The following is a 17,710-nucleotide window of genomic DNA, read 5'->3' as shown; positions in this document are numbered from 1 at the left end:
GGTGCGTCCACGTGCTGGATCAACGAAGTCGCGGGTCCGGGCGGCTGTTGAAGCTTCCCCACGCGAATAGCCGCAATCGGGCCGCCGAAACTCGCCGTGCACCTCGGTGTCGCCGATGTGGTGGAACCGGCGGACCGGGTGACTGCGGGACCTGAGCCGGTCGCTCGTCCACGGGGACGCGCGCGGCACTGTCGCGACCGCCTCGGGCACACCGGTGGCTCCGCGCAGGTTCCGCTTGACCGCCTCGGCGCACCTCGGCGGTTCGGGGACGGCGCCGGTCCGCGAAGCCGCCTGCCCCGCCCGGTGCGCCGGGCGGGTGTTGCGGGTGACGTGCCAGGGCGGCAGAGCACCGGAGCTGGTCCTGGTGCTGCCGGGTCTCGGCGGCAGGTGGCGGTGCACGGGGCACCGGGCGAGGGCCACGTCCCGGTGCCCTGTGCCGCCGCCGACGTCGTTCCGGCGCGACCGGCGCGTCCCGGTCAGGGGCGTAGAGTGAGTGGTCCGAGGGGACCTCGCGCATCGGCGTCCGAGCCAGGTGCCCCCTCCGGAGTGTCAGCGACCCCGCCCGGCTGGTCCGGACGGAGGCGGGAGCACCGGGATGATCTCGGGCCCGACCAGCACCAGTCCCAGCACCGAACTGACCGCGCCACGCGGGCTGCGGGTGACGAGGAAGCCGGACGCCCTGTCCGGCGGCCGGTTCCCCGGCGGCTGGCGACCTCTCGCCACCGACCCCGCCACCACCGTTCCGGCGCTGAACCCGCCGACCTGGTGCACGCGGCCGTGACCCGGCTCGTCTGACCTCCGCACCGCCTCACTCCTGAACAGACACCGCCCCGCCCCGGCCTCACGCCGGGGCGCGAAGCCGTCTGCCCCGATCCGAAAGGCCCACCGCTCCATGGTTCGCACCTATGGCTTCTTGAGCACCTATCCACCAACACAATGCGGGCTCGCGACGTTCACCGCCTCCCTCCAGCGCCACCTCGCCGCCGTCACCCCCGGCAGCGGGAGCCGCGTCGTCCGCGTCCTCAGCGACGTCGAACCGCACACAGCGGAACCGTCGGCGGGGCACCCCATGCGTCCTGGTGGGGTGGAGGCCGCGGCCGCGGTCCTCAACCGGTGCGACGTCGCGCTGGTCCAGCACGAGTACGGGATCTACGCCGGCAGTGACGGCGAGGAGGCGCTGGACGTGCTCGCCCGGCTGCGGGTCCCGGTGGCCGTCGTGCTGCACACGGTGCTCACCACGCCCACGCCGGGACAGCGCCGGGTGCTGGAGGCGGTCGTCGACCGCGCCGACGCCGTCATCACCATGTCGGAGGCGGCCAAGAGCCGCCTCCTGGCGGGTTACGCGGTCGAACGGCCGGGCGAGGTCGTGGTGATCCCGCACGGCGCCGTGCCCGCCGACAGGCCGGCCTCCGCAGCACCGGGCCGTGGCCCGCTGGTCCTCACCTGGGGCCTGCTCGGACGCGGCAAGGGCGTCGAGTGGGGCATCGCGGCGCTCGCCGCGCTGCGCGACCTGCGGCCGCGGTACCTCGTGGCGGGTCAGACCCATCCCAAGGTGCTGGCACACGAGGGCGAGGCGTACCGGACGCACCTGCGTGAGCAGGCCGCCGCCGCCGGGGTGACCGACCTGGTCGAGTTCGACCCGGCCTACCTCAGCGCCGAGGCGCTGGCGGACCTGGTGGGCAGGGCCGATGTCGTGCTGCTGCCGTACGACTCGTCCGAACAGGTCACCTCCGGAGTGCTCGTCGAAGCCCTCGCCGCGCGCAAACCGGTGGTCGCGACGGTGTTCCCGCACGCGGTCGAACTGCTCGCGGACGGCGCCGGACTGCTGGTACCGCACCGCGATCCCGCCGCCATCGCCGCGGCGCTGCGCCGCGTGCTGACCGAACCGGGTGTCGCCGCGGGCATGCGCGACCGGTCCGCGGAACTGGGTGCCGTGCTGAGCTGGCCCGCCGTGGCGAACCGCTACCGCAGCCTCTGCGACACCCTCGTGGCGGACAGGCTGTTCGCCGACCGCGTCGCCGTGACGCGATGAGCGGCCTCGATTTCGCCCACCTGATCCGGCTGAGCGACGACACCGGTCTGCACGAGCACGCCGACGGCCCGCTGCCGCGCCGCGAGCACGGCTACTGCCTCGACGACGTCGCGCGGGGCTTGGTCGTGCTGAGCCGCGAACCAGCCCTGTCGGCCGAGCTGGCCGCTCTGGCCGAACACTTCCTGGCCTTCACCGCCTACGCGCAGGCCGAGGACGGGCGCTTCCACAACCGGCTCAGCCCCGATCGTCGGTGGATCGACGAACCGGGACTGGGCGACTGGTGGGGACGCGCGCTGTGGGGGCTCGGCACCGCCGCAGCGCGCAGCACGGTGCCCGCGATCCGGCGGACCGCGCTGGAGTGCTTCGACCGCAGCGCCCACCACAGGCCACCGTCGGTGCGCACGATGGCGTTCGCCGCACTCGGTGCCGCCGAGGTGCTGAGCTCCGAACCCCTCCACGCGCCCGCCGCCGCCCTGCTCGGCGACATCACCTCCTACATCGGTGGTCCCCGTCCGGACCCGAACTGGCCGTGGCCGGAGAACCGGCTGTTCTACGCCAACGCCGTGCTGCCGGAGGCGTTGATCGCCGCGGGTGACCTCCTGGGCAGCGACGAGGTCCGCGACGACGGGCTGCGGCTGCTGGACTGGTTGCTGGCCGTGGAGTCCAAGGACCGCCACCTCTCGCCGGTCCCGACCGGCGGGTGGTTCCTCGGCGAGCCGCGACCGGCGTTCGACCAGCAGCCCATCGAGGCGGCCGCCCTGGCCGACGCCTGCGCCCGCGCCTACCGGGTCACCGGGGACTCCGCGTGGCTCACCGGTGTCCGCCGCGCGATCGCGTGGTTCAGCGGGGACAACGACCTGGGCTCGCTGATGCAGGACGAGCACACCGGGGGCGGCTACGACGGCCTGACACCGCACGGCCCGAACACCAACCAGGGCGCCGAGTCGACCCTGGCGCTGATCTCCACCCGGCAACACCTCCGCACGCTCCAGCGGAGCGCCGGGTGAACGCCCGCGTCACGCGCAGCCCAGTGCGGCTGCGCCCGGACCCCCGCCGGGTGATCACCAAGCTGTTCGTGCCGGGAGAGGAGGTTCCCGAACACGAGTCCCGGTCGGCGGCCGTCATCCGGCGGGTGATGGCGCTGGACGAGACGACCGCGTGCGCCGCGCTCGAACGCACGGTCCGGCTGTTCGCCGGACGGCACCGCGACGTCCGCGCGACCTTCGCGGACAACTTCGCGAGCGTCAGCCACCGGCTGGCCCCGGACGTCGAGCTGTCCGAGTCCCGCCGTCTGCTGATCGGCGCGTACTTCACCCACGAGTACGCCGTCGAGGGTGCCGCGCTGTGCAACCCGTCCATGGTCCCCCACCCCGACCAGAGCGGGATGGCGCAGGGACAGCTGAGGTTCGTGCTGAGCGTGCGCGGGATCGGTGAGGGGCACCTGTCCTCGATCGGTTTCCGGACCGGCACGGCCGGTCCGGATGGCGTTCTCACCGTGGACCCGCAGCCGGGCACCACCAGCACCAGTCTGCGCAGGGACTCGGTCTACGACAAGGGCCTCTTCCAGGGCAAGCTCGCCGAACGCGGTCATGACGACGAGGTCTCCGCCGTGCTGAACCGCTGGCTGCCGGTGCGGTTCACCGGAGCGGAGCTCGACGAGTTGCTGACCGGTCTGCACCCGAAGCTGGTCGAGCGGCAGGCCGCTCACCGCACCGTCGAGCTGGTCAGGTGGATAGCCGCGTGCAACTACACCACCGAGTTCCCGCAGGAGTCGTCGGTGGGTGGACGGGTGCTCTGGCCGGCCGGCCCGTCGGAACGCCACGGCATGGAGGACGCCAGGTTCGTGCGCTTCACCGACGACGACGGCTCGCAGACCTACTACGCGACGTACACCGCTTACGACGGTGTCGACGTGGCGCCGCAACTGTTGCAGACCGACGACTTCCGCACGTTCCAGGTCACGCAGCTGACCGGTCCCGCCGCGCGCAACAAGGGGATGGCGCTGTTCCCCCGCCGCATCGGCGGCAGGTTCGCCGCGTTGTCCCGCGGAGATGGCGAGAGCACGGCCGTGACCACCTCCGCGGACCTCAGGACGTGGCAGCGACCCCAGGCCGTGGCGGCACCGGCCAGGGACTGGGAGCTCGTCCAGGTCGGCAACTGCGGCTCGCCGATCGAGACGCCCGAGGGCTGGTTGGTCCTCACCCACGGAGTGGGTCCGATGCGGCTCTACTCCATGGGCGCGATGCTGCTCGACCTCGACGACCCCTCGAAGGTGCTCGGCGCACTGCCGGAACCGTTGCTGACGCCGAGTCCCTCCGAGCGCGACGGCTACGTGCCGAACGTCGTCTACTCGTGCGGCGGCCTGCTGCACGGAGACACCCTCGTGATCCCGTACGGCGCGAGCGACGCGACCATCGCTCTGGCCACGACGTCGGTGACCGAGGTGATCGCCGCGATGGTCCCGTGACACCGTCCTGCGCGCGTGCCGCGACGGCACCCGAGCGACCGGCCTGACCGGCACGAGCGCTCGCCGGAGAGCTGTTCCGCACGACCGGGATCGCCGCTCCGGTGCCGGTCGCGCGGAGCCGGGAGAGCCTGCCACTGCTCGTCGCGCCGGCACCGCAACAGGTGCGGCGCCGCCTGCGCGTCGCCTTCGCCGACCTGCGGAACCTGGCAGGCTGGGTGTGCTTCGACGCCGGCCTGGTCACCGCTGCGCAACCACTTCTCGCACGCGCCGGCGCCGGCCGAGGTGGCCCGCGACGACGGGCTGATCGCCAACGCGTGCCACCGGCTCGGGCGGGTGTCCCTGCGCCACGGGCAGCTCGACGAAGCGTTGCGGTACTTCGACCTCGGCCGTCTCGCGGCCGCGCGCTCCGGCGACCGGCTCTCGACCGGCGTCCTGGCCGTCAACTCGGCGTGGGCGTGTGCGCAGAAGGGCGTCGAGCACAACGCCCTCACGTTGCTCGACCGCGGCCGGGAGGAGTTCGGCGCCGCGGACCGCGCCGAGGTGGTCGGCTGGGCGCGGTTCCTCACCGAGCCCGACCTGTCGGCCATGGGCGGAGCGGTGCACACCGTGCTGGCCGGCACCACGCACACCGCCGTTCCGCTGCTCCTCACGGCGGTCGACGGCTACGGCGAGGACATGCTCCGCAGCCGGGTGCTCAGCCTGGTGCTGCCGGTCAGCTCGTCGGGGGAGACCTGGATGTCGGTGTCGCCACCGGCCTGCGGGCCGTCGAGTCGGCGACCGCGGTCGGCTCGGCCAGGGTGCGCGACCGCTTCCGCCCCCTCGCCGCGCAGGCGCGCAGCCACCCGTCCCACGCCGGGGCGCTCGACCTCGCCCACCGCATCGACTCGGGAACGCCACCGGCGTCGTGAGCGACGAGCGGCCGGTCGCGGCACCGAGGTCCGCGTACCGGCCCGGTCGTTCCGGTCGACCCGCCCGCCTCCGCGAGGACGACCGCAGGTGGCGGCGGGTTTTGGCGCGGTGCGGCGGACGTCGCGCCGGTCCACCGGCTCCGGGCGCAGGGGGTGGACGATCCGGCCGGGTGCGGCACGCGCTGCGCAGCAGGGTGCTCGCCGACCGGGCGGAAGTGGTGCTCGCCGGGCACCCGCGGATCGCGCTGGGCGAGGCGGTCGTCCTTCCGCGGCGGCGGGGTCGACGTGGCGGCTCCACGGCCGGCGGGTCGTGGCCACCACCTGACTCACCGCCAGGCGGGCGCCAGGTCCTCCTCCACGTGGACGACCATCGACTCCAGCACAGGACTTCCGAACGTGGTGACCATCGCGACGTCGGCGGCGTCCCTGCCGCGGCCGACCACGACCCTGCCCTTGCGGGGCCCGCCGTTGCGCGGGTCGAAGGTCCACCAGCGGTCTCCCAGCCAGACCTCCATCCACGCCGCGAAGTCCATCGACGCCCCGTCCGGCCGCGCGTCGAGGTCGGGCAGGTAGCCGAAGACGTAGCGGGCGGGGATGTCGAGGGCGCGGCAGAACGAGATCGCCAGGTGCGTGAAGTCGCGGCAGAGCCCGATCTCCGCGGCGTTGACGCCGGCGGACAACGCCGCGGAGGTGCCGCAGCCGCTCTCCAGCGACTCGTGGACGTGCCGGCAGATCGCTCGCACCCTGCGGTATCCCGGCGGATGGGCGCCGAACCTCGACCAGGCCTCGTCGCCCAGCGCGTCGGACGCGCAGTGGCGGCTGGGCAACGTGTAGAGCAGCGCGTCATCGGGGAGGTCGTCGGGCCACAGCTCCGGCGCGTCCTCGTCCACGTCCTCGACGCGGTCGGGCACGTCCACCCACCCGACGTAGTTCACAGTGGACAGTCCGGGTGGCAGCACCAGGCGCGCGAGCCGGTTGCCGTACACGTCGAAGTGCTCCCGCACCGGCAGGTCGGGTTCGGTGAACAGGTCCTCACCGCTCACCCGCACGTGGTCCCGCCGGTCCGGTCCGACCAGGAACACCGCCGGGGTCGGCACCTCGGCGCGGTAGGTGAACACGCAGCCGACGCGGAGCAGGCGAGTGCTCCGCGTCGGTCGTGCCTCGCCGCTGTGGCGGAAGGTCACCGCACTCGCTCGGGGATGTGGTCGAGCGCGTGCAACACGTGCACAGCCAGAGCCCGCGCGGCCTTGCCGCCGAGCTCGGTGCGGCCGGTCAGCACGTCCTCCACCATCTTGAGCCGGCGGTCGTAGGCGGACGTGAAGGTCGATTCAGTCATTCTGCATCTCTCGTCTTCTGCTGGGGTACCCGGCCGCCCTCGGCTTCCCAGAAGTCCACAGTGGACTCCTCAGCTTCCAGGGCACCGATGCGGAACAGGTCTTCGACGGTGTCGGTGTTGTCGCGCCGGACAGCGCGCATCATCGTGTGGTGGGCGGCGGACGGGTCGGTGCCGGGCGGTACGACCAGCAGCGCGAGGCGGCTCCGGTCACCCGCGACGAGGTCGAGGGTGTGCGCCGGCCTGGACCAGAACCCGTTGAGGCGGACGCGGACGCCGTCCACCGCGATCTGGCGCGGCGCCGTGTCCCAGCCGGTCAGGTCGTAGCTCACCCGCGGGATGTCGCCCAGCCGAACTGCCAGCACCGAGAGCAGTGCCGGCAGTTCGGCGGCGAGGTCCCGGGAACGCGGCCACCACGCACCGTCGACATGCCCCGTGACGAGCGCCTTCGGCCGCAACCGCAGTCGCAGCTGGTGATGCCGAGGCTGCTCCGTGGCCGTGACGGCCGGCGGGGCGATGGACCGGTGCGGAGCCGACGTCATGCCGGGACTCCCGTCTCCGGCCGAAACGGCCGGTTCTGGTTTCGCCGAGTACGACGTGAGCTTGACCGCTCAGGTACGAGATGTTCTCGGCACAATTGACACTACACCCTTTTTTCGCACTCAACCGATTGCACGTCCACTGATTTCTGACCGCCACCACCTGCCGACAGCGCTGCCGGCAGGTGGCACGCAGGAGCAAACCCGTTGCGCGGCCGTCCGCCCGCAGAATTCCACCGCGCCCCACCGGAACGTTCTCGCCACGGTGCGCGAAATGATCCGAGGAGGTTTCGGCCGGCGATTTCCTGGCCGAGCCGGAAAATCGCCGGACGTCGGCGGCCGTTCCGTTCTCGCGAGAAATCGCCGACGAGCCGAACGTTCATCGGGCTCGCCGACGGGGGGAACAGCCGCCCGGCGGATCAACGGAGGTCGCCGGGTCGGCGGGGGGCGGCCAGCCGCGACCTCGCCGGTGGCGACGCCGGGGCCGCGTGCTCGCACACCACCGCCCCGGCGACGTCGAGGTGGAGGTCGAGGACGGCCGACAGGCCGGTGATCGTCAGGGGCGTGCACACCTGGCGGTTGCGCGCGACGACGCACAGCACCGCGCCGGCCTGCCGTGCCGTCTTCTCCAGGGCGACGAGGACGGTGAGTCCGGCCGCGCAGAGGAAGTCCACCCCTCCGAGGTCGAGAACGAGGTGGTGGGTGAGCCGCAACTGCCAGAAGAGCTGATCGTGCAGCACCGCGCAGGTGATCCCATCCACCTCACCGCGCACGGCGACCACGACCGTTCCGGTGGGGTCGTCCGCGCGGTGGTGGTGAGCAGTTCGGCAGGGCACCGGCTCGGCCGGGCCGACCGCAGGCCGCCGGCACCGGTGAGATCGATGTGCACCACAGGAACTTCCTTCGTCGGCTGGCGCGACGCCGGGTCCAGGGCACGTGCCGCTGACGTTGCACCGCAGTACCACCGAGGCGGAAGCTCCGCGTGCCGCGACGTCTCCCCCGCCGCACCGGAAGATCCACAGTGGATGATCGAGGACACCGGTCCCGCGGAGGTGGAGTAGCGTCGGAGGCATCAACGACTCCGAGCACGAAGAACGACCGGCCGCGGGCCCGACTCAGGTCAGGGGGAGGATCCGCGCGGGCGTCGCCGTGGTGGCGGTCCTCCTCGCGCTCCTCGCGGCGGTGCTGGCGGTGCTGCTCGGCCTCGACCAGGCCGGTGTGGTGCTGCTGGGGGTCCTGGGCTGGCTGGTCGCCCTGGCGGCTCGGCTCCCGGTGCTGGGCTCAGCCGGGCGGCTGCACGCCCTCCGGCGGCGCGAGACCATCATCGCGGTGGTGTCCGGTGCCACCGACGAGGTGGTCCGGCTCGCGCTCGTCGTGATCGTCGTCAGCGGTGTCGAGTCCGCGCTCTGGGCCGGGTTCGGCTGGGCGCTGGCTCAGCTCGTCTTCCTCGCCGCCACCGAGCTGACCAGGTTCAGCGGGCCCGTCGGACGGCTGGCCGCCGAACAGCTGAAGGCACAGGGCGGGTTCGTCAGCACGCACCCCGCGCACAGCGCAGCTCGTGGCATTACGACCATGTCGTTCCACCTCGGTGCGACGCTGCTGCTGAGCACCGGCCCGTGGTGGGTGGTGGTGACGGCGTTCGCACACCTGCTGGTGAACACGGGACTCGTGCGGTGGGCCGGGAGGCGGCTCGTGCCGGTCGAGCTGTTCGGCGCCTTCGTGAGCGCAGCGCTGCTGCTGGCAGGACTGGTCGGCACCGGGGTGCTCGGCTGACCGCGGGTGGAGCGTGCGCCGATCTTCTCCACCGGCTCCTCGAGCCGCCGGACTCGGCGTTGGAGCCGGTCCTTCCTCCCACCTGCCCCCGGCGGGACGTCGATCCCCCGGATGCCCGGCGCCGCCGAGGCCCGACAACGCCACAGCTCATCCGGGTTTGTGGTCCGGGCGGCGGGGAATCCCGTGCAGAGGTGCGCGGGCGGACCGCTGCCCCACCGATGACCCCGAACCCGGCGTCGGCGACCGACACCGGAGGTACAGCCGTCGTGACCACCGACCGCGGGGACTCGTCGCCCACGCGGACCGCAGTCCCCTTCACACTGCGCGTCAGCGCGGCTCTCGGCTGGCGCTTCCTCGTCGTCGTGGCCTCGCTGTACGTGATCGGTGTCATCTTCGGCCGGCTGGCATCGCTGGTGGTGCCGCTCGCGATCGCGTTGCTGCTGGCCGCGTTGCTCACACCGGCGGTCGGTTTCCTCATGTCGAAGCGGTTTCCGCGAGGTGTCGCGACGCTGGTGGTGCTCGTGGGCGGGCTCGTCGTCCTCGGCGGACTGCTCACGTTCGTCGTGACGACCTTCGTCAACGGCATACCGGCCCTGGCCGCGCAGCTCGTCCGCAGCATCGACGCCGTGTCCGGCTGGCTCGTCGACGGCCCCCTGCACCTCAGCGAGACCCAGCTGCGCGAGTTCGCCGACCGAGTCGTCAAAACCTTGCAGGACAACCAGTCCGGCATCACGTCGAGCGCCATCACCACGGCCGCCACGGTCGGGGAGACCCTCGTGGAGATGCTGCTCGTGTTGTTCGCACTCGCGTTCTTCCTCTACGACGGCCCGAGGATCTGGCAGTTCCTCATCCGCGTCGTCCCCGACGGCCCTCGCCGCAGGGTGGACGTCGCGGGCAGGCGCAGTCTCGCCGCGCTGGTCAGTTACGTCCGCGCGACCGGGGCGGTCGCCGTGGTGGACGCGCTCGGCATCGGCATCGGACTGGCCGTGCTGGGGGTACCGCTCGCGGTTCCGCTGGCGGCGCTGGTGTTCATCGGCGCGTTCGTCCCGATCTTCGGCGCGGTGGTGGCGGGTGGTGTGGCCGTCCTCGTCGCGCTCGTCGCGAACGGCCCGGTGACCGCGGCGATCGTGCTGGTCATCGTGATCGCGGTGAACCAGTTGGAAAGCCATGTCCTGCAACCGTTCCTGCTGGGACGGGCGGTGAAGCTGCACCCCCTCGCGGTGGTGCTGGCCATCGCGAGCGGGCTCCTCGTCGCGGGCATCGCCGGCGCGTTGCTCGCGGTACCGCTGCTGGCGGTGCTCAACTCCGCGATCCGTTCCCTGCTGAGCGAGGCCGACGAGCACGTGGCACCCGCCGACGTGCACACCAGCGAACCCGAAGAGTCCGGACCGGACGAACCCGGACTGGACACCGAAGCCGACACACCGAAACCCGGAGCAGGCAGATGACCTCGACGCACGACGTGCTGACGAAGACGGCCGACCGTCCTCGCGGCAGCGACTTCGCCCTTCTGACCAAAGAGATCAAAGCCGCCGGACTGCTGGAGCGCCGTCGCGGCTACTACGTGCTGCGGATGGCGGTCAACGGCGTCCTGCTCGGCGCCATCGCCGCCGCCTTCGTGCTGCTGGGCGACTCCTGGTGGCAGGTGCTGCTCGCCGTGGCCCTGGCCGTGGCCTCGACCCAGCTGGCGTTCATCGGGCACGACGCCGGTCACCGGCAGATCTTCCGCAGCCACCGTTCCAACGACGTGGTCGGGCATCTGCACGGCAGCCTGACCGGCATCAGCTACCAGTGGTGGGTCGCGAAGCACAACCGCCACCACGCCAACCCCAACCACGAGGACCACGACCCCGACATCGAGATCCACGCCCTCGCCTTCAGCCGCGCCCAGGCCAAGGACAAACGCGGCCTGAACGCCTGGATCACCAAACGGCAGGCCTTCCTGTTCTTCCCGCTGCTGCTCGCCGAAGCGGTCGTGCTGCGGATCTCCGGCATCGTCGCCCTGTGCCGCAACGAGCTGCGCAACCCGTGGCGCGAGACCGCGCTCCAGATCGTGCCGCTGGCGGCGTACCTGCTGGCGGTCTTCGCCGTCCTCTCACCGTTGAAGGGGGTCGTGTTCATCGCCGTGCACCAGGGCCTGATGGGCGTCTACCTCGGGTGCTCGTTCGCACCCAACCACAAGGGAATGCCGATCATCACCGGTGAACAACGACTCGACCACCTGCACAAGCAGGTGCTCACCTCCCGCAACGTCACCGGTGGCCGGTGGGTCGACGCGCTGCTCGGAGGGCTCAACCACCAGGTCGAGCACCACCTCTACCCGCACATGCCCCGCCCCAACCTGCGCCACGCGCAACCCGTCGTCGAGGACTTCTGCGGACGCCACGGAATCCCGTACAGCAAGACGACCATGGTCCGGTCGTACGCCGAGGTCCTGCGGCACCTGCACGACGCGGGTGCGCCGCTGCGCGGCACAGCACGATGACCGGTCCTGGGGAGACGCCGACGAACGCCGTGTCCGCGGACGGGACGCGTCCGCGGTCGACCAGCGCCTGCACCTGGCCATCGGCTTCCCGGCGTCCGAACGCGACTGGGTCGTCGAGCGCCTGGCGGCTCTCGGTGCCCGCCTGCGCTCCTACCGCGACGACCGGGCGGAGCCGGAGAGAGCGGTGAAGTGCCGGGAAGCGCCGACCGGCGGGTGGGCTGGTCGGCGAGCGCGGCGTCGAGTTCGGGCCGATCACGTCGGCGCGATCCCGTGTGGTGCGTCCCAGAGGTGGCGGCCAGGCTGTCGAGCGAGGAGCCACCACGCCGTCAGGCCTGCTCCCGCTTCCTCCACCGACGGCGCAGCCACAGGCTCACGCACACGAGCGGGTCGTGGTCCGCTCGTACGACAGTCCGGACGCCTTGCCCAGCGCGTACGAACCGGCCCACATGATCGCGAAGTAGACCAGCAGCGGCACCGCGATCCGGACGACGTCGAGCGGGCGGCTCGTGACGGCCCCGCCCTGCAGCGCGAACAGGACGACGATCGTGAACAGCAGCCCGTACAGGGCGATCGGGCCGCCGCGCGGCAGGTACTCCGACTCGTACGACTCCCGGCCCTTCGACCGCTCCCCCAGCCTGCGGCTGATGGCGGTGTTCTCGACGCGGTACCGGCTCAAGTCCCGCGCCTCCCCCGCTCAGCACGCCGTTCCGGACTCGTCATGGCCACGCCCCTGGCCACTTGGATTGACGAAAGTCGATACAACAGGTGTGACCTGCGACGGAGGACCTCACCGGGACCGAGGAGGACCGCCGTGGCCGACACCCCCGAGGTGCTGGTCGTCCGCGTCCACAACGCGGGCCGTTCCGGGCGCTTCGCAGCACCCTCCGCCGTCGGCCTGCTCATCGGGCGCGTCGAACACACCGGCACCGCCGCACACACCGGCCTCGGGCAGCGCCAGCTCGACCCGCCGGGTGGCCGCGAGGTCACCGGAGACCGCGCCAGCGGCAGACCGGGCCCGCCCGGAGCCGGTCAGCGACAGGAACGTCGGCGCACGGCCGTAGCTCTTCATGCCGACCGGGCAGACCCCGGCGGGCGCTTCCGGCCGGGCGACCTCAGGCGTCCTGCGCGGCGTGACCGGAGCGCGCACCCCGGCCCGGTCGCCCGAGGAGCCGCACACCCTGTTCGAGGTCCAGGGCCGTGCGCACACCATCGAGCGCGAGGCCCAGCTCGACGAGCGTGATCGCCACGGCCGGGCGCATGCCGACCACGACGGTGTCGGCGTCGAACAGCCGGGAGATGGACGCGATCGTGGCGAACATCCGGCCGATGAACGAGTCGACGATCTCGACGGCGGAGATGTCGATGACGACACCGTGGGCTCCGGTCGAGCTGATCTTCTCGGCCAGGTCCTCCTGCAGCGCGAGCACTCCCTGGTCCCGCAGGTCGATCTGGACGGAGACCAGCAGCACGCCACCGATCTCGAGAATCGGGACGCGTTCCATCACACGGTCTCGTGGTCCGGGACGCCAACGCCCTCGTGGCGCAGGGCGTGCCTCAGGGCGTCGGCGAGCGAGGCCTTGGTGACGATGTCGCCGAACTCGATGCCCAGCGCCACGATCGTCTGCGCGATCTGCGGGCGGATGCCGGACACGATGCACTCCGCACCCATCAGCCGGGCCGCGACCACGGTCTTGAGCAGGTGCTGCGCGACCTGCGTGTCGACGGCGAACACGCCGGTGATGTCGATGATCGCGTGCTCGGAGCCGGTCTCGACCAGCATCTCCAGCAGCTTCTCCATCACCACCTGGGTGCGCGCGGAGTCCAGCGTGCCCACCAGCGGCACGGCGAGGACGCCCTCCCAGATCTTGACGACCGGCGTGGTCAGCTCCAGCAACTGCTCCGACTGCTCGCGGATGATCTCCTCGCGCGCCCGCGCGTACGACTCGAACGTCCACAACCCCAATGCGTCCAGCAGCGCGGAGAACGCGAGCGCCTGCCGGAACAAAGCCGGATCTTCGCCGTTCTCCACCAGCGCGAAGACCCCGCGCTTGAGCGAGAAGACGCTCGACGCGGTCTCCGTGGGCGTGAAGCCGCCCCGCACGCCGGAGCGGGAGTACTCCTGGAGGAACGACCGGACCTCGTCGAACGCCGGTCCGGAGACGTCCCGGCCGTCCGATCCCGCCAGCGGCAGCACGAGCTGCAACAGCTCACGGAAGTCGATGGTGAGCTCCGCCCTGGTCGAACGCCCGCGCAGCGGGGCCGCCACGGCGTCCACCCACTCCTCGACCACCCTTTCGGCGTTGGTCCGCAACAGCTCCGCCAAGTGGTTGGCTTGCCCTGCGCCTGCAGTCATACGAGCCTCCTGGGCTTCCACCTCCGCGGCCGGGGCTGACCACCCGCACGCCTGGTGGGGGCCAGGTCCGCCGGCACGAGGTGCGTTCGGTGCCGATGCGGTCAGTCGCGGTCTGGCGGGTGGGGCGAGGTCGGCGCGGCCGCGTCGAGGTCCGCCGCGCGGAGGCGGAACACCTGGAGTTCGGTGCCGAAGTACTTCGTGGTCTCGCCGACCCAGTGCATGCCGTTGTTGCGCACGGTGGCCGCCGCGCGGGTGTTGCCCGGCCGGACGACGGCGAACACCTCGTTCACGTCCTGGCTGAACGCCCAGGAGGCCAGGGCGTGGGTCGTCTCGGTGGCGTAGCCGTTGCCCCAGGTGTCGGGACGCAGCTGCCAGCCGATCTCCAGGTCCTCCTCGCCCGGCGGCAGCGGCAGCAGGACTGCCCCGCCGATCACCAGGCCGTCGCTGTCGCGCTGGATCGCCCAGCGGCCCGACGGCGCGGGCAGCCGCACGCTCTCCGCGGCCCACTGCTGCAACAGCAGCCGCATGGCCGCCCGGTCCGGGACCTGGTCCATCTCGGGACTGAGCCAGCGCGTCACCTCGGTGCGCCCGTACACGGCGAGTGCCGCGGCGGTGTCCTCGAGCTTCCACGGGCGCAGGGTCAGCCGCCCGGTGGTGAGCACGGTGGTGGTCGTCATGAGCAGATGCACCCCCGGGGCAACGCGGAGGCCGCAGTGGCGGTGCAGTACCGCACCCCGAGGGGGTCGTGCTCGCGCCACAGGTGCGGACAGACGCCGCACACGCGACCGGCTTCGGCTTCGGTGTCGATGGTCAGTGGCTCGGACGTGGTCATGCGGGAACTCCGATGAACGGTGCTGCGAGGAAGAGGACGCCGGTGGAAGAGGCGCGAGGACACCAGGGCCGCGAAACGGGTCCGAGGTCGCCCCGGCGCTCCCAACCTCCAGCCGAACGGCCGGGTCTCGTGATGCGCCCAAGGCGGCACCAGCTCGACCGCTGCTGCACGACATGCCCTCGGTGTTCCCCAGTCTACGCCAGTCCCGGAGCCCGGCTCGCCGGTGCCGCCGCACAGCGCGACGCACCCGCGAGTCCGCGGCGAAGTTCGGTCCTGTTAGGACAGTTAGCGCCGCGACCGGGCCCCCGGCGCACCCCGCGCCAGGGCCCGGCGGGTTCCTCCGAGCGCGGCGCACCGCGTTCGCGCTGAACGCGGGCGCCGGTCCGGCCGCCACCGCACGTCCCCGCGAGGTCGAGCCGGAGGAGCACCCAGCCCTCATCGTCCGAAGTGGACTGACATCGCGGGTCACCCGTCTCCTGTGCCGTGATCGGGGTCTTCCTGCCCGCCACCGGTCGTGTTCGCGGAGCAGCGCGACCCGGCTCTCGCCGTTCGCGGGGGTGAGCCGGGCAGCCGGTCTCCGCGCACTCCCCCGCCCCACGCCCGTGACATCGCGGCGACGAGAGCCGGTGCGGGGAAACCGGTCAGGAGCAGACCGGTGCGCGATGGAGTACTGTCGGCGGGGTTGGGGTTCCAGTTGCCGCATCCAGCCGCCGCGGGCCCCGATCCAATCCGGCGCTGTCGCCTTCGGCCGGAGATCGGAGCACCGGCTTGCCGCCGGACCGCCAGCTCTTCACCTCGTCCTCCCGAAGCCACCGCACCGCACCGGACGAGCAGGTGCGCTCATGACACGGACCGGCCAGATCGGCAGGCAGACCGGTGCCGCCGCGGATTTCACCGAGGCCAGGCTCGCCGCCGACGAGACGGGGGTCGTCCGGCAACGCCAAGCGGCCCGCCTCGTCGCGCAGCACTGCCACGACGCGCAGGACTGCCGCGACCTGCTCGCGATGCTGGGCCTGTCCGAACTCGCACCGCGTACCGCAGGTCCGACGCGGGACGAGCAGAAGACCACGACTTCCCCGGAGGCGCTCGGCGTGCACCGGACGACCGAAGGAGCACGTCGATGACCCAGGGAACCGTGAAGTGGTTCAACGGCAGCAAGGGGTTCGGTTTCATCGCCCCCGAGGGCGGCGGACCGGACGTGTTCGTGCACCACTCCGAGGTCCACGAGTACGCCTACCAGGGCATACCGGAACACCAGCCGGTGCAGTTCGAGATCAGGCAGGGCGACAGGGGGCCGCAGGCCACGTCGGTCCGCCTTCTCTGACAGGACAAGGCATCCGAAAGCGGGCCACCACCGGGTGGTCCGCTTTCTCCGCCGGTTCGCCGGTGGCGGACGGCCCCTCCTCGCGCGCCCGCTGAAGGCGCCGGCAGTACTGTCGCCCCATGACTGATGCACAGGGCGGTCCCACGCTCGGTCCCACGTTGTCCGAGTGGCTCAGCGCTCGCGGGGAGACCGAACGGCACCTGGCGGCGGCAGTCGGCGCCCCGGTCGACGCGAAATGGGTGCAACGACTCGCGGACCTGCTCGCCACCGAGAGGTCCTGGCAGGAGCAGTACACCGACCTCCTCGCGCTCGGCAGTGCCGGTGGTCAGTTCCCGTCCTCGAACCGCTGAGCCGCCGACTGCCGGGACCACGTCTCCATGACGCCGCCGGCGTGCGCTGCGGTCAGGCTTCGCGCGCGTCCGGCCCCGTCACGTCCGCACGGGCAGGCGGTCGACCTCGGGCGCGTCCACCCGCCGGGGCGCACGGCGCAGCAGCGCGCAGAAACCCGCCGCGATCGTGGCCAGCACCGCGATCGTGACCGCCATGGGCCACGTCGAGTGGCCCTCCCCCGCGCTCACCAACGGTGACACGACCGCGGCAAGCCCGAACTGCGACGCCCCCAGCACCGCCGACCCCGTGCCCGCCGCCTGCGGAACGGCGTCGAGGGCCAGTGCCGTGGCCGGCCCGAGCACGAACCCGAGGGACGCGACCGCGAAGAAGATCGGCACCACCAGCCAGCCCGCGCCGATGGGCAGCAGCGCCAGCACGAGCAGCACCACCGCGGCCGAGAAGAGCCACGTGACACCGATCGTGAGGATGCGGCGGGGGTTGCCGCGACGCAGCAGGCGGGAGGCGACCGCGCTGCTCGTGATCAGACCGAGCGCGTTGAGCCCGAACAGCAGGCCGTAGCTGACCGGCCCCATGCCGATGACGACCTGGTACAGGAACGGCGAGGCCGAGATGTAGGCCATGAGGACGGCGAACGAGAAGACGAACGTGGCCGTGGCGGTGAGATAGGCCTTGCGCCCCAACGCGCGGAAGCCGCCGGACCGCGCGGAGCCCCGACGTGAGCGCGGGTGGGTCTCGCGCACCACGACCGCGGAACCGGCGAGCATCGCGACGGCGAGACCGGCCAGGACGAACAGCACGCCGCGCCAGCCGATGCCGTCGATGAGCAGGCTGCCCAGCAGCGGGGCGACGACGGGTGCCACACCGCTGACGATCATCATCAGGCTGAACGCGCGCGCGGCGGTGCGGCCGGTGGCGAGGTCGGCGATGACGGCGCGGCCGATGACCATGCCCGCGGCGGCGCTCAGGCCCTGGAAGAGGCGGCCGGCCAGCAGGACCTCGATCGTCGGTGCGGTGGCGACGAGGAGGCTCGCGGCCACGAACACCGCCGAGCCTGCCAGCAACGGGCCGCGGCGGCCCCAGCGGTCCGACAGGGGACCGAAGACGAGCTGGCCGGCGGCGAGGCCGAGCAGGAACGTCGTGAGGGTCAGCTGGACGGCGGTGTCGGTGGTGGTGAGGTCGGTGGCCATGCGCGGGAACGCGGGCAGGTAGAGGTCGATGCCGAACGGGGCGACGCTTGCCAGCAGGGCCAGCACGAGCAGGAGCGGCGTGGGGACGGCGCCGCGCGCGGGGGTGTCCACGCACTCTCCTATCGG

General features: G+C 72.1%; 21 protein-coding genes and 1 pseudogene. 11 read left to right on the top strand and 11 right to left on the bottom strand.

From position 1 onward, the window contains the following. The first annotated feature begins 595 nt into the window (after positions 1-595). The 5 genes from ACVDFE_RS20755 to ACVDFE_RS20735 all read left to right on the top strand — a co-directional run bounded on the left by ACVDFE_RS20755 (position 596) and on the right by ACVDFE_RS20735 (position 5,732). Positions 596-781, top strand: a complete 186-nt coding sequence (locus tag ACVDFE_RS20755) for a hypothetical protein (protein ID WP_360393129.1) — start codon at positions 596-598, stop codon at positions 779-781. A 132-nt stretch (positions 782-913) separates the two neighbouring features. After that, on the top strand, positions 914-2,032 hold the full coding sequence (locus tag ACVDFE_RS20750) for a glycosyltransferase (RefSeq protein ID WP_360393126.1): 1,119 nt from the start codon (positions 914-916) through the stop codon (positions 2,030-2,032). After that, positions 2,029-3,039, top strand: a complete 1,011-nt coding sequence (locus tag ACVDFE_RS20745; RefSeq protein ID WP_360393123.1) for a hypothetical protein — start codon at positions 2,029-2,031, stop codon at positions 3,037-3,039. The genes ACVDFE_RS20750 and ACVDFE_RS20745 overlap by 4 nt, the downstream gene beginning before the upstream one ends. Next, complete coding sequence (locus ACVDFE_RS20740; protein WP_458431493.1) at positions 3,036-4,499, top strand: glycoside hydrolase family 130 protein; 1,464 nt, start codon at positions 3,036-3,038, stop codon at positions 4,497-4,499. Before ACVDFE_RS20745 ends, ACVDFE_RS20740 begins: the two co-directional genes overlap by 4 nt. A 282-nt stretch (positions 4,500-4,781) precedes the next feature. After that, entirely contained in the window at positions 4,782-5,732 is a 951-nt protein-coding gene (locus tag ACVDFE_RS20735; protein WP_458431492.1) for a hypothetical protein, read from the top strand. Position 5,733: 1 nt separating this feature from the next. Here ACVDFE_RS20735 and ACVDFE_RS20730 read toward each other — a convergent pair whose 3' ends face one another. From ACVDFE_RS20730 to ACVDFE_RS20715, 4 genes are all read right to left on the bottom strand, one after another. After that, a complete protein-coding gene (locus ACVDFE_RS20730) occupies positions 5,734-6,525 on the bottom strand; it encodes a transglutaminase-like domain-containing protein (protein WP_458431491.1) in 792 nt (263 codons plus the stop codon). Between the two features lie 62 nt (positions 6,526-6,587). Further along, positions 6,588-6,743 (bottom strand): DUF6307 family protein, encoded by a 156-nt coding sequence (locus ACVDFE_RS20725; protein WP_360393111.1) that lies wholly within the window; start codon positions 6,741-6,743, stop codon positions 6,588-6,590. Next, positions 6,740-7,282, bottom strand: a complete 543-nt coding sequence (locus tag ACVDFE_RS20720) for a DUF5994 family protein (RefSeq protein WP_360393109.1) — start codon at positions 7,280-7,282, stop codon at positions 6,740-6,742. Before ACVDFE_RS20720 ends, ACVDFE_RS20725 begins: the two co-directional genes overlap by 4 nt. Before the next feature lie 416 nt (positions 7,283-7,698). Next, positions 7,699-8,115 carry an STAS domain-containing protein gene (locus ACVDFE_RS20715; RefSeq protein ID WP_458431490.1) on the bottom strand — a complete coding sequence of 139 codons (417 nt, stop codon included), beginning with the start codon at positions 8,113-8,115 and terminating at the stop codon, positions 7,699-7,701. Positions 8,116-8,431: 316 nt separating this feature from the next. On the opposite strand from ACVDFE_RS20715, the gene ACVDFE_RS20710 reads away from it, so the two are divergent. The 3 genes from ACVDFE_RS20710 to ACVDFE_RS20700 all read left to right on the top strand — a co-directional run bounded on the left by ACVDFE_RS20710 (position 8,432) and on the right by ACVDFE_RS20700 (position 11,537). After that, positions 8,432-9,052, top strand: a complete 621-nt coding sequence (locus ACVDFE_RS20710) for a hypothetical protein (protein ID WP_360393103.1) — start codon at positions 8,432-8,434, stop codon at positions 9,050-9,052. A gap of 266 nt (positions 9,053-9,318) precedes the next feature. Next, positions 9,319-10,500, top strand: a complete 1,182-nt coding sequence (locus tag ACVDFE_RS20705; RefSeq protein ID WP_458431488.1) for an AI-2E family transporter — start codon at positions 9,319-9,321, stop codon at positions 10,498-10,500. Further along, positions 10,497-11,537 (top strand): fatty acid desaturase family protein, encoded by a 1,041-nt coding sequence (locus ACVDFE_RS20700; protein ID WP_458431487.1) that lies wholly within the window; start codon positions 10,497-10,499, stop codon positions 11,535-11,537. The genes ACVDFE_RS20705 and ACVDFE_RS20700 overlap by 4 nt, the downstream gene beginning before the upstream one ends. A gap of 385 nt (positions 11,538-11,922) precedes the next feature. Here the strand turns inward: ACVDFE_RS20700 and ACVDFE_RS20695 are convergent. The 6 genes and pseudogenes from ACVDFE_RS20695 to ACVDFE_RS20670 all read right to left on the bottom strand — a co-directional run. After that, positions 11,923-12,183, bottom strand: a pseudogene (locus ACVDFE_RS20695) (arsenic resistance protein); the annotation flags it as partial. Between the two features lie 141 nt (positions 12,184-12,324). Beyond that, positions 12,325-12,606: a hypothetical protein gene (locus ACVDFE_RS20690; RefSeq protein ID WP_458431486.1), complete on the bottom strand. Its 282-nt coding sequence runs from the start codon at positions 12,604-12,606 to the stop codon at positions 12,325-12,327. A gap of 43 nt (positions 12,607-12,649) precedes the next feature. Beyond that, the gene (locus tag ACVDFE_RS20685; RefSeq protein WP_360393095.1) at positions 12,650-13,039 is read right to left on the bottom strand and encodes an STAS domain-containing protein; all 390 of its coding nucleotides are present in this window, start codon (positions 13,037-13,039) and stop codon (positions 12,650-12,652) included. Continuing rightward, positions 13,039-13,890, bottom strand: coding sequence for an STAS domain-containing protein (locus ACVDFE_RS20680; RefSeq protein WP_458431485.1), 852 nt, complete (start codon positions 13,888-13,890; stop codon positions 13,039-13,041). The genes ACVDFE_RS20685 and ACVDFE_RS20680 overlap by 1 nt, the downstream gene beginning before the upstream one ends. A gap of 101 nt (positions 13,891-13,991) precedes the next feature. Further along, the gene (locus ACVDFE_RS20675) at positions 13,992-14,567 is read right to left on the bottom strand and encodes a GNAT family N-acetyltransferase (RefSeq protein WP_360393089.1); all 576 of its coding nucleotides are present in this window, start codon (positions 14,565-14,567) and stop codon (positions 13,992-13,994) included. Continuing rightward, complete coding sequence (locus ACVDFE_RS20670) at positions 14,564-14,722, bottom strand: RGCVC family protein (protein ID WP_360393086.1); 159 nt, start codon at positions 14,720-14,722, stop codon at positions 14,564-14,566. Before ACVDFE_RS20670 ends, ACVDFE_RS20675 begins: the two co-directional genes overlap by 4 nt. 842 nt (positions 14,723-15,564) lie before the next feature. Between ACVDFE_RS20670 and ACVDFE_RS20665 the strand changes: the two genes are divergently transcribed. The 3 genes from ACVDFE_RS20665 (at position 15,565) to ACVDFE_RS20655 (ending at position 16,396) form a co-directional block, all read left to right on the top strand. Then, entirely contained in the window at positions 15,565-15,846 is a 282-nt protein-coding gene (locus tag ACVDFE_RS20665) for a hypothetical protein (protein ID WP_360393084.1), read from the top strand. Continuing rightward, positions 15,843-16,046, top strand: a complete 204-nt coding sequence (locus tag ACVDFE_RS20660; protein WP_360393081.1) for a cold-shock protein — start codon at positions 15,843-15,845, stop codon at positions 16,044-16,046. The genes ACVDFE_RS20665 and ACVDFE_RS20660 overlap by 4 nt, the downstream gene beginning before the upstream one ends. 119 nt (positions 16,047-16,165) lie before the next feature. Then, positions 16,166-16,396: a hypothetical protein gene (locus tag ACVDFE_RS20655; RefSeq protein ID WP_360393079.1), complete on the top strand. Its 231-nt coding sequence runs from the start codon at positions 16,166-16,168 to the stop codon at positions 16,394-16,396. Between the two features lie 78 nt (positions 16,397-16,474). Here the strand turns inward: ACVDFE_RS20655 and ACVDFE_RS20650 are convergent, their stop codons facing one another. After that, positions 16,475-17,695: a multidrug effflux MFS transporter gene (locus ACVDFE_RS20650; protein ID WP_458431484.1), complete on the bottom strand. Its 1,221-nt coding sequence runs from the start codon at positions 17,693-17,695 to the stop codon at positions 16,475-16,477. Positions 17,696-17,710: the final 15 nt, after the last annotated feature.

Source organism: Lentzea chajnantorensis (assembly GCF_054300775.1).
Note: the sequence above shows the minus strand (reverse complement) of the source record. Positions and strands in the feature narration are given on the sequence as shown.